The sequence below is a fragment of the Nonomuraea monospora genome, assembly GCF_039531895.1.
GTDB classification, from domain to species: Bacteria; Actinomycetota; Actinomycetes; order Streptosporangiales; family Streptosporangiaceae; genus Nonomuraea; species Nonomuraea monospora.
Genome location: NZ_BAAAQX010000026.1, coordinates 157464 through 169164, shown reverse-complemented (window position 1 = coordinate 169164; position 11701 = coordinate 157464). Strand labels below are relative to the sequence as shown.

Annotated in this window: 8 protein-coding genes; 6 read left to right on the top strand and 2 right to left on the bottom strand. The window is 69.7% G+C overall.

Annotation, left to right across the window (positions count from 1 at the left end):
• Nucleotides 1–593 precede the first annotated feature (593 nt).
• Genes ABD331_RS39345 through ABD331_RS39335 form a run of 3 tightly spaced genes read left to right on the top strand, consistent with a single transcriptional unit; the run spans nucleotide 594 to nucleotide 6707 of the window.
• On the top strand, nucleotides 594–2873 hold the full coding sequence (locus tag ABD331_RS39345) for a hypothetical protein (RefSeq protein WP_344487031.1): 2280 nt from the start codon (nucleotides 594–596) through the stop codon (nucleotides 2871–2873).
• Between the two features lie 19 nt (nucleotides 2874–2892).
• Nucleotides 2893–3522: a hypothetical protein gene (locus tag ABD331_RS39340; protein WP_344487029.1), complete on the top strand. Its 630-nt coding sequence runs from the start codon at nucleotides 2893–2895 to the stop codon at nucleotides 3520–3522.
• Nucleotides 3519–6707, top strand: coding sequence for an ATP-binding protein (locus ABD331_RS39335; protein WP_344487027.1), 3189 nt, complete (start codon nucleotides 3519–3521; stop codon nucleotides 6705–6707). Before ABD331_RS39340 ends, ABD331_RS39335 begins: the two co-directional genes overlap by 4 nt.
• Before the next feature lie 9 nt (nucleotides 6708–6716).
• Here the strand turns inward: ABD331_RS39335 and ABD331_RS39330 are convergent, their stop codons facing one another.
• Entirely contained in the window at nucleotides 6717–7907 is a 1191-nt protein-coding gene (locus ABD331_RS39330; protein WP_344487025.1) for an MFS transporter, read from the bottom strand.
• A gap of 325 nt (nucleotides 7908–8232) precedes the next feature.
• On the opposite strand from ABD331_RS39330, the gene ABD331_RS39325 reads away from it, so the two are divergent.
• A complete protein-coding gene (locus tag ABD331_RS39325) occupies nucleotides 8233–8955 on the top strand; it encodes a WD40 repeat domain-containing protein (protein WP_344487023.1) in 723 nt (240 codons plus the stop codon).
• A 55-nt stretch (nucleotides 8956–9010) separates the two neighbouring features.
• Here the strand turns inward: ABD331_RS39325 and ABD331_RS39320 are convergent, their stop codons facing one another.
• A complete protein-coding gene (locus tag ABD331_RS39320; RefSeq protein ID WP_344487021.1) occupies nucleotides 9011–9685 on the bottom strand; it encodes a DUF1345 domain-containing protein in 675 nt (224 codons plus the stop codon).
• 118 nt (nucleotides 9686–9803) lie between these two features.
• On the opposite strand from ABD331_RS39320, the gene ABD331_RS39315 reads away from it, so the two are divergent.
• Both ABD331_RS39315 and ABD331_RS39310 read left to right on the top strand, forming a co-directional pair.
• A complete protein-coding gene (locus ABD331_RS39315; protein WP_344487019.1) occupies nucleotides 9804–10997 on the top strand; it encodes a cytochrome P450 in 1194 nt (397 codons plus the stop codon).
• Nucleotides 10998–11032: 35 nt separating this feature from the next.
• Nucleotides 11033–11659, top strand: coding sequence for a TetR/AcrR family transcriptional regulator (locus ABD331_RS39310; RefSeq protein WP_344487017.1), 627 nt, complete (start codon nucleotides 11033–11035; stop codon nucleotides 11657–11659).
• The last annotated feature ends 42 nt before the right edge of the window (nucleotides 11660–11701 follow it).

Below are 11701 nucleotides of genomic sequence, written 5' to 3'. Positions count from 1 at the left end.
GACAAGCAACGATCGCCTTGCCTTGCCATACCGGTTGCCGAGTCTCGGCAGGCATATTCTGGTGGCGGGACGGTGCCGTTCAGGAGCCATTCCTTCGTGTGAGTCGCCGGACGGCGCATGAACGGTGGAATTTGTTGCGCCGTCGCGCAGGCGATCGATGTTTCGAATCGCCTGACCGGCGTGCGCGAGTGGACACCACGGCGGCGGCCAAGCCGATGATCGCGCCCGCGAGGCCGAGCGCGGCCTCGATGATCGTCGACCAATGCTGCATCGGACCTCCATTGTGCTACTGGGGAGGGGCCCTGCAGGGCCCCGTTGCGGACGAGGACCAGCGCATCAGCCCTGCGGGGCTTCCGGCCACAACGGCGGAGCAACCCGGAACCGTGTGACACGAATTCCCAGGCCAGCCAGCTTCCGGGTCGCTGTGACGCCGTTGTGGCCGGACGTCACCGGACGTGTTCGGAAGCTCTTCGGAGGTGGTGCCATTGGATCACCAAAAGGCAAGAATGAGGTTCCTGTCGATTCATGTATTACTTCTGGTGATCTCCAGAAGCGTGCGGTAGTCTCCGAGGCGATGTTTGGGTGGATCATTCTTGATCGCTCGTCAGCAGTGGTGGTCGCAGCCGACATGGGGCATGCCTGGCGGTCGGAAGATCTTAATGCCGTGGCCTTTCTTCGGTGTTTCGGAGGGCGGTGGCGAGATGAATTCATTGGAGCGGAAATCTGCTGATGGTCTGGCTCAGATTCGCACTGATGAGCAGCTCGCCGAAGCGCTCCAGACACTTTCTCGCCGCCGCGGGCTGACTCTCGACGCCTTTGAGAGGGCCACCCGGGACAATGACCAACGGCGGGACAGGCAGGTGCTGAAACGGTCGACGGTCAGCGACGCCTTCCGCGGCAAGTCCCGGATCACCAAGCCACTGCTGTTCAGCGTCCTGGACGTCTGCGACGTACAGGACGGCGACACGCGGCGGGCCTGGCTGGCCGCCTGGGAACGTGTCATGCGGCAGGACCCGCGTGATCGCCTGCGGGTTGACGAAGCCATGCCGCGCGACCTCGGCATTCACAGCGCCATGACCGCTCCTGGCAGCCTTGACGACCTTCCGGCGTACGTGCAGCGCGATTTCGACTTCGACCTGCGGACCGCCCTGTCAGCCAAGGGCCCGGACCGGGGCGCGTTCGTCGTCATGGTGGGCACCTCGGCGACCGGCAAGACGCGTTCGTTGTACGAAGCGGTCCTCGACCTGTTCTCCGACTGGGCGCTGGAGCAACCGTCGGAGGCGGCGGACTTGCTGGAGCTGAAGAACCTCCCGCCACGCAGGACCGTCTTCTGGCTCGACGAGCTTCAGCAGTACCTCGGCGGACGTCCACCGCTGACCTCCGAGTGCGTTCGGACCTTGCTCCGTCACGGGAACGTCGTCGTCGGCACCCTGTGGCCGGACGAGTATGCCGCCTGCACATCCGCGTCCGAGGACGTCCGCCGTCTCGTGAAGATCGCTCATCCCATCAGCGTCCCGGATTCCCTGACGGTGGCCGAGCTGGACGAAGCCAACCGCATCGCGGAGCGCGACAGCCGGATCCGCGTCGCGCTGAACACCCGCGACGCGGGGCTGACCCAGGCGCTGGCCGGCGCTCCCGCCTTGGTCATGTGCTGGGAACAACCCGCAACCCCGTACACGAAGGCCATCATCGCCGCGGCCGCCGACGGGCACCGTCTCGGGGTGCACGCGCCGCTGAGCCCGGAGCTTCTCACCGACGCGATGTTCGGCTATCTCAAGCCGGCCCATCGCGTGCGACCTGCGAAAGTGTGGCTCGCCGAGGCTCTGCCGCACGCCACCAGACCGTTGCACGGAGAGGTCGCCGCCCTGTCACCTGCGGACGACGGCGTGGCCGGTACCCTCGCCGGCTACACCCTCGCGGACTATCTGGCTCAGCACCTGCGCCGTGAACGGCGCACAGTGTGTGTGCCGCACGAGGCGTGGCAGGCCTTCATCACCCGTCTGCATCGCGCCTCGGACCTGCGCCGTCTCGCCGACGCCGCCAAGGCGCGCCTGCGGTACCGCTACGCCGAGCCGGCACTGGAGCGGCTCGTCGACGAGTTCGGCGACGGTGGAGCTGCCATCGAACTGGCTGATCTGCTGATCCGCCAGGATCGCTTCGAACGGGCCCTGGACGTTCTGCGCCGCCGGTTGGCGGCCGATCCGCGCGATTGGGAAGTGGGACGTCAGCTGTCGCGAGCCCAGGAACTGTGGCAACGAGTCGAACAGATCCGTCCGGCGGCTGACGCCGGCGATGACGCGGCGCGCGATCGGCTGGCGGAGATTCTCGTCGACGGCGGCATCAGCGACGATCTGCGCATCCGTGAAGGCAACGGTGACTTGATCGCGGCCGAGCGGCTGGTCGAGCGTCTCGCGGATCGCGGCTGCGTCCTGGAGCTCCGCACGCGGGCCGACCAGGGACAGATGATCGCCGCCGAGGTGCTCGCCGATCTCTACCTGGCCTGGGGAGAGACGGATCTGCTGACTGTCCGCGCCGAGGCCGGCGACCGGCCGGCCCAGCTTCGCCTGTCCAAACTCCGTCGCGACGCCAGCCGTGCCGAAGTCGCGGCGGCGGAGCTGGCCGAGTTGCGGGCAGCCGTGGACGACGGCAAACCCGAAGCGGCACTACAGCTTTGCACGCTGCTGTTCGAGCTCCGTGACGAGGACGGGCTCGCCGACGAGCTCAACGCGGGCACCAACGGCGCGGCCGACCGGCTCCTGGCGCTCTACACGGCTACGGGGCGCCATCCGCCCGGATGGGCGGCACGTCTGCGGTCCTTCGGCTTGGACGCTGAGGAGCCGGCGTTCCCCGGCCCCGAATCCACTCTTCGATAGTGCGGTGAAAGGACCCCAGATGTCGGACGACCTGTCATCCGCGGACTACGCGATGCTCGTTCTGCTCAAGATCGAGGACCGGGAGATCTCCAACACCGAGCTCGCCGAGGTCCACGGCGTCAGGCTGGTGAGCCCGGTGTACGAGAAGCTCAACGCCGCCGGCTACGTGGTGTCGAAGACGGACCGCAGGCCGTACCGGCACAGTCTGGCGGACAAGGGCAGGCGGTTGCTGGCAACGCCCCTGGTGCTCGAAGAGGATCAGGCCGAGGCAGGCGAGCGGCGCTCGATGAAGGAGAAGCAGCTCTGGGCCGCTCTCGCGGCAACGTACGAAGACAATCTCAGGCTCCGCGCCGCCGCAGCGGAGCAGAGCGGGGTTGAGGACGTCCGGAGCCTGGACGAGAGGATCCGCGCTGTGTACGAGCAAGCGGCGGATGGACCAGGTGCCTGGGTCGATCTCACAAAGATCAGGTCACGCCTTGTGGATGTGCCTAAGGCGGACCTCGACAAGGCGCTGGAACAGATGCTGGACGCACCCGACGTTCGGCTTGAGCCAGAGGTCACCCGGCACCGGCTCGGCAAGCGCGAGAGAGAGGCGTCCGTCCGGATCGGTGGCGAAGACCGGCACAAACTGGCGATCGGACTGCGATGACCGAGGAAGAGCGGGCCGCGCTCGCCGCACTGCGGTTCAGCTGGGCGCAGGTGCCCGATGACGTGTGGCGAAGCTCGCCCTTCCACGTCGATGGGCTGCATACGAGAGTCGTCCGAGACGTGCTGGACGGCATCGCTGAGGCGGAGGCGAGCCCCGATGCCAATCCGATCGGATTAGTTCTCGAGGGCAGATCCGGATCCGGCAAGACTCACTTGCTGGGCTGGGTGCGCGAGCAGGTTCATCAGCGAGGCGGCTACTTCTTCCTTATCGGTCTCCTCGATGGCAAGAAGTTCTGGGACGGTGTGCTCGTCCTCCTACTGGACGGCATGTATCGGCAGGTCGTCGGTGACGAAACGCAACTCGGGCTGCTGCTGCGCCGACTGGCCGCCAGGACAGGTACGCCACGGACAGCGCGCCGCGCGGTGATGAGAGAGACGGAACTGTCTCGCGCCGCGTTGGACACCTTCATCGACGGGCTCAAGGACTATGACCGGCACGCCGCCCTGCAATGCCGGGACACCGCGCGCGCCCTTGTACTGCTGGCGTCGGACAGGGAGGAACATCAGGACGTTGCCTACAGTTACTTGGCGTGCGAAGAGGAGGCGATCCGCGGCGAGCGCCATGCCTGGGGCATTCGTCCCAAGTCGCGAACGCCGCAGCAGATTGTCCAGGACATCTCCTGGTTGCTGGCACTCACCGGCCCGACCGTTATCGCGTTCGACCAGTTGGACACCCTGATCGCCCAATCCGCTCTCCAGGAGGATCTCGCCAAGTTCTCCCGCGAGGCGTCGGATCTGCACATGGCGGTGATGGTCGCCGGGCTCGCCAACGGCCTCACGGATCTGCGGGATACCACCCGCAGGACCCTGACGGTCGTCGCGACTCTGTCCACGACCTGGTCGTTGATCGCTGATCGGGCAATCGCGTCATTTCCGGACCGATTTCGGAGATGTCCGACCCTCGGCGGAATCCGGAGTCCTGCGCTCGCCCGGGAGATCATCGCGAAGCGGTTCGCGACACGCTACGCGGCCATCGGCTTCACCCCGCCCTACCCGACGTGGCCGGTGCGGGATCGGGTTTTCGAGCAAGCCGTCAACTACACGCCAAGAAGGCTGCTGGTCGACATCGATCGCCATATCCGCGCCTGCCTGATCAGCGACGAAGTACGTGAGCTGGCCAGCCTCACCGAGATTGCTCCCGATGACCAGATCTGCCGCCCCTCGGACAAAACGGCACCCACCGCGTCCGAGGAGGCGCTGGCCAGGATCGAGTCGCGCTTCGAAGCCCTGAAGAAACAGGCGGATGTGACCTCAGCGTTGGAACACGACACCGAGGACGAGACGTTCCCCGCCCTCCTCTCCGCCGGCCTGCACGCCTGGATCGTGGAGCGCGGCGACAACGGCGAGTTGTTCAGCGTCGACCCGCCTCCGAGCGCCAAACCGGACCTGCACGCCCGGCTGCGCCGTGCACTCGACGAGCGCAGCGAGGAGGAACGGGAACATTCCCCGGAGGATGCCCGCATCGAAGACCAGATGCACTGGTCTTTCCGGGCGATCAGCGACACCCATCACGGTGTCGGCGCGCTGCATCGGATCCGCCGCGCCCGTACGGCATCCGGGCTGAGCGCCGACGTCCACAAGCGGAGGCTCATCCTCATCCGCAACGGTCCGTGGTCCCGGTCGGTCAGGACTCAGGAGATTCTCGAGGAACTGAAGACGGAAGGCGGCCAGACGCTGAGCATCGACGAAGCCGATCTGCGGGTGCTCGCCGCCCTGCACGAGCTGCGTCAGGAGAACCCGGCCGAACTGCACGCCTGGCTGGTCCGCTACCGTCCCAGCGAGCAGATCTCGCTCTTCAAGGAGGCGCTGGCCGACGCCGGCACCTGGACGGCATCCGCGTCGCAGGCCGTCACCCTGGATCAGGACCGGCGGAGCGCCGAGGCCGAGGAAGCCCCGGCGGGATTCATCGTCGGCCATGGCCATCACGATGACGCGCCGGTTCCGGTGACGCTGGAGGCGCTTCGCAAACACGCGGCGATCTTCGCCGCCTCGGGGTCAGGCAAGACGGTGCTGATCCGGCACCTGGTCGAGGAGTGCGCGCTGCAGGGTGTCTCGGCGATCGTCCTGGATCCCAACAATGACCTGGCACGGCTCGGCGACCCGTGGCCAGAGCCGCCCTCGCAATGGCGTCCCGGGGACGCCGGACGGGCGGCGGACTACCTGGCCGGCAGCGAAGCCGTGATCTGGACGCCACGCCGCGAATCAGGGCGTCCATTGAGCTTCCAGCCACTTCCGGACTTCGCGGGCGTCTCAGATGACCCTGACGAGTTCGACGCGGCAGTCGAGATCGCCGCGTCGGCATTGGCGCCGCGAGCCAACCTCGTTGGACGCACCACGAAGGCTCACCGTGGTCTCGCCGTGCTGCGCCGAGCGATCGAATTCTACGGCAGGCAGGGTGACAACAGCCTCCGTGGCCTGATAGACCTGCTGTCCGACTTGCCGGACGGAGTGAGCAATCTCGGCAGTGCTCCGACGATCGCCGCCGATCTGGCCCAGACACTGACCGCTGCCATGGACAACGATCCCATGTTCGGTGGCAGCGGAACGCCTGTCGATCCCGGCATCCTGTTGACTCCGTCGCCGGGAAAGCGCGCCAGAATCTCCGTCATCAGCATGATCGGGCTCGGCGACGAGGCCCGTCTGAGCTTCGTGAACCAGCTGCAGATGGGACTGTTCGCCTGGATCAAGAAGCATCCGGTGCAAGGCAGGCCACTGCTGGGCCTGCTGGTGATGGATGAGGCACAGACCTTCGCGCCCTCGGGCGCGGCGACCGCGTGCACCCAGAGCACACTGGCGCTTGCTTCACAAGCACGCAAGTACGGTCTAGGACTGATCTTCGCGACGCAGGCGCCCAGAAACCTGCACAACAGGATCGCCGGGAACGCCGCGACGCACTTCTTCGGACGGCTGACAGTGCTGGCGCAGATCACGGCGGCGAAGGAGATGGCGAGGGCCAGAGGCGGCGACGTGCCGGACATCGGCACTCTCACCTCGGGCGAGTTCTACGTTGCGCTGGAGGGTGAGGTGCCGCAGAAGATCCGTACGCCTCTGTGCCTGAGCTACCACCCGAGCAGGCCGCTGACCGACGAGGAGGTCATGCGCCGGGCACGCCAAGGCCGGGCGTGAGCCGCGGGATCAAGTCGAAGAGCGCTCCCCGGCGGTGCGGAGGCGGGTGTCGACGGCCGGAGCCAGGACGAAGGCGGCGGCGACGAAGGCGAGCACCACGAGCATGGCCGGACGCAGGCCCCACTCGTCGCCCAGGAAGCCGAGACCCGGCGGGCCGACCAGGAAGGCGACGTAGCCGATCGTGGCCACCAGGCTCACCCGGGCGGTCTGCTCAGGGCCGGTCTCGCCCGCCGCCGACAGCGCGACGGGGAAGCCCAGCGACGCGCCGAGCCCCCAGAACAGCACGGCGGCCCCGGCCACGACGGCGTTGTCGGAGAAGATGACCAGCAGCAGGCCCAGCGCGCCCGAGGCGGCGCCGGCGCGCATGACGGTGGTGCGGCCGAAGCGGTCCAGGAAGAACGTGCCCGCGAAGCGGCCGATGGTCATGGCGGCGGCGAACCCGGCGTAGACGAGGGAGCCGGCGGTGGCGTCCAGGCCGTGCCCGTCCACCATGAGCAGCGGCAGCCAGTCGTTGGCGGCGCCCTCGGCCAGCGCCATCGCCAGGACGATCGCGCCGATCAGGACGAGCCGGGTGTCCTTCCACAGCGCCGGCCGCGGGCCGCCGTTGCCGGGCTCGCCGGGCGTGCCGAGGCCGGTGCCCGCGGGGACGGAGCGGATCGCGTACAGGAGGATGGCGGCGGAGAGCAGGGTGACGGCGGCCAGGTGCCAGTGCACGGGGAAGCCGGCGGCGGTGGCCGCGATGCCCGTGCAGGCGCCGATGACGGTGCCGAGGCTCCAGCAGCCGTGCAGGGCGGGCAGCGTCGTGCGGCCGGTGATGCGCTCGACGTCGGCGCCGTCCACGTTGACGGCGACGTCGCCCGCCCCCGTGCCCGCGCCGAACCCGCACAGGCCCGCCATCACCAGCGGCACGGACGACAGGAGCGCGCCGGCGCTGATGACGGCCAGGCTCACGACGATCAGCGCGGTGCCCAGGCCGATGACGGGACGGGTGCCGTAGCGGGAGACGAGCCGGCCCGAGCTCAGGATCCCAGCCATCGAGCCGAGGGACAGGGCGAACAGGATCCAGCCCATCTGGCCGGTGGACGCGTGGAGGCCGTCGCGGATGTCCGGGGTGCGGGTGACCCACGAGGACAGGGCGATGCCGGGGAGGAGGAAGAACAGGAACAACGCCTGACGGCGCCGGCGCGTGGCGAGGTCCATGCGAGTGAGAGCTCCGGAGGTTTCCGATTCAGGCAGGTTCATGCAACTTTATGCATTCCACCCGCTGCCGGAACCATGGGACCCCGCCCGGCATCCAACACATCATGATCTTCCTCCGCCGCCTGGCAGGTCTCGCCGCGACCGTCGTCTGCCTGACGACGGCGAGCGGCTCAGGGCTGCGAGCGCCCGCCCCGCCGTCCCCGGAGTGGCCCGCCCCGACCGCCTGCCCGCAACCCCGTGCGGGCGAGCCCGTGCTAGGCCGCCCCATGCCCCTGTCGGCGGGCGGGCCGTCGCGGTCGTTGCCACCGACGACGGGGTGATCACGATGTGGGATCTGGACGCGGGCGCCGAGCTGAGGCGGCTCGCTCTGCCCGCGCCGCTCGGACACGATGACCACGTGGCGGGGCTGAAGGTGGTGGACGGGGCGGGCGGTCCGGTGGCCTACGCGTTCGCCGCCACGTCCGACGCCACGTCCGACGCGGTGCACGCCTGGGACCTGCGGACGGGCTGGCTCCTGCGCACCGCCCGCCTGCGCGCCGAGCCGCGCTGGCCGGGGGCGCGTGAGCTGTCCGTCGTGGGAGGCCGCCCCCTGGTGTCCGCCTACGACGCCCAGGGCCGGGTCACGATCTGGGACGCCGCCACCGGGCGGACGGTGTCGGCGTTCACCGTGACCCCGCCGCCCGACTTCGCCACCCTGGGGCTCGCCGGCTGCCGCCCGGTGCTGTTCGCGGCGCGCGGGCTGGAGCGGGTGACGCGGGTCCTCGACCCGCTCAACGGCCGCGACCGGGGCGCGCCGGTCGCCGTGCCGGTCTCGAAGTTCGCGGGTACGGCGACGGCGGGCGGCAGGACCTTCGCCGTCGTCACGGGCTTCGGCGAGGGCGGCTTCTCCGAGCAGGTCTGGGAGCTCACCGCCGGCCGCGTGATCGGCAGCGAGCCGGTGGAGGAGCAGGAGGAGGGCGGAGGGCCGAAGATGGCGGCCGGTGACCGCCACGTGGCCACGGCCGGGCCCGGTGAGCAGGTGCTGGTGTGGCCGCTGACCTGGCGATGACCGCCGCCGGGTGCCGGCCGTCCGCACGCGGCGTTCCGGCCGGCCGCGACTCCGCTCATCGGCTCAGGCCGGCGACGAGGTTGATGGTCAGGGCGACGATGACCGTGCCGAAAAGGTACGACAGCAGCGCCTGCCGCAGCACCGCCGAGCGGAACGCGGCGCTGTTCAGCTCGGTGTCGGAGACCTGGAACGTCATCCCGACGGTGAACGCCAGGTAGGCGAAGTCGGTGAAGCACGGCTGGGCGCGGGGGTCGCTGTCGTGGAAGTCGACGCCACCACCGCCGCCCCTGCCGAGGCCACCGCCGGCCTCGGCGGAGTAGTACATCAGCGCGTACCGCAGGGTGAAGATCGTGTGCACGACCGCCCACGACGCCACCACGCTCGCGACGCCCAGCCCCACCGCCAGGACCACTCCGGCGCCCGTCTGCACGATCATGTTCGCGACCGCCGCCAGGCTGGCCACCGCCGCGACGACCACGGCCACGTCCGCCCCCGTGCGGGTGGGATCCTCCCTGCTCACGTCGGCGGCCGTCGCGGGGCCGTCGAGCCGGGAGATCCGCGCCCAGGTGGCCAGCAGGAACACCACGGCCGCCACGTCCCAGCCGACCAGCGGCACGTACGCCAGCGGCACGACCGCCGCCACCGCGGCCACGGCGGCGAGCCCGGTGGCGAGTGCGATCAGGGCGGCGCGCCGTACCGAGGCCCCGAGCAGCTCGGACACCCGCTTCATCCTCAAGGTTGTGCCACTCCGCCCGGTGATCTACACCGGGCAGCCGCGCGGCGGGAGAAATGATGGGCTACTCTCGTTTTTGTGACAAGCGGTCAGTGGAGATCGTCCGGGAGATGACATGAGCGATGCCATGACGTTGCCTCTGCACATGCGGCGCAACGGTTTCGACCCCGTCCCTGAGCTGTCCTCGGTGCGCGACGACGAAGGCGTCCGCAAGGTGCCCACGCCGTTCGGCGTCGAGGCGTGGCTCGTCAGCCGCTTCGCCGACGTCAGGGAGGTGCTCGGCGACCCCGCCCGGTTCAGCAACGCCCGCGCGATGGCGTTCCGTCCGGCCGGCGAGCAGTACAGCGAGGAGCAGCGCGAGCGGGCGCGCGCCGGCAACCTGCTCGCCTTCGACCCGCCCGAGCACACCCGGCTGCGGCGCATCCTGACGCCGGAGTTCACCATGCGGCGGATGCGCCGCCTGGAGCCGCGCATCCACCAGATCGTCCAGGAACACCTCGACGCGATGGAGCGGGCCGGCTCGCCCGCCGACCTGGTCTCCGCCTTCGCGCTGCCGATCCCGTCCCTGGTCATCTGCGAGCTGCTGGGCGTGCCGTACGCCGACCGCGACGACTTCCAGCGGCGCACCGGCAAGCTGCTCGACATCTCGCTGCCGTTCGAGCGGCGCGCGGCGGCCAGCCAGGAGCAGCGCGACTACATGGCCGAGCTCGTCGCCGCCGCCCGCGCCGAACCCGGCGAGGACATGCTCGGCATGCTCGTCCGCGAGCACGGCGACGACCTGACCACCGACGAGCTGGTGGGCATCGCCGCGCTGCTGCTGCTGGCCGGGCACGAGACCACGTCCAACATGCTCGGCCTCGGCACCCTGGCCCTGCTGCGCCACCCCGACCAGCTCGACCTGCTCAGGAAGGAGCCCGAGCGGATCAGCGCCACCGTCGAGGAGCTGCTGCGCTGGCTCAGCATCGTGCACTCGGGCACCAGCAAGGTCACCACCACCGAGGTCGAGCTGTCCGGCGTCCGCATCCCGGCGGGGGAGGTCGTGATGTGCGTGCTGCCCGCCGCCAACCGCGACCCGGCCTACATCTCCGAGCCCGACCGCCTCGACATCACCCGCGGCGACCTCGGCCACGTCGCCTTCGGCCACGGCGTGCACCACTGCCTGGGCGCGCCGCTGGCCAGGATGGAGATGCGCATCGCCTTCCCCGCGCTGTTCGAGCGCTTCCCGGGGCTGCGCGAGACGGGTACCGCGCCGCAGTTCCGCTCCTTCAACGTCGTGTACGGCCTGTCCGCCTTCGAAGTCGCCTGGTAACCACCCATTCCGTCCCGGCTGCTAGCGTTCACCGTGTGTACGAGCAGCGACAGCGAGCCGACGCGCTGCGTAACGCGGACAAGATCGTCCGGGCCGCGATCGCGATCCTGCGCGAACGCGGCCCCGAGGTCTCCCTGGAGGAGATCGCCCGGCACGCGGGCATCGGGAGCGCCACCGTCTACCGGCGCTTCGGCGACCGCGACGGCGTGATCAGGGCCGCCTTCGAGACGTACTTCGCCGAGGAGGTCGAGCCGCTGGTGGTGGCCGCCCGCGACGCCGCCGACCCGGGCGACGGGCTGGCCGGGGCGCTGACGGCGGCGGTCGGCACCCTGGCCGCGCACCACGGGCTGCTGAAGGCGGCCCGGCAGTCGGGCGCCTCCACCGTGGACATCGCGGCGCGCTTCATGGGGCCGCTCGGCGCCGTGCTCGACCGGGCTCAGCGGGCGGGGCAGGTGCGCGGCGACCTGGTCGTCAGGGATCTCGCGGCGATCGTCATCATGGCGCTGGCCACCGCACACTCCAGCGATCCCGCCCACCACGACCCGCGCCGCTACCTGGCCCTGCTGCTGTCGAGCCTGCGGCCGTCCGGCGACGTCCTGCCCGAGCCGTCCGCCGACGGCATCCTGCGGCATGACGACCCGGAACGCTGCCCCCCGGCGTGAGGTCACGTCCGGCCTCAGCGCCACCGGCGTGAGCTGACGGCT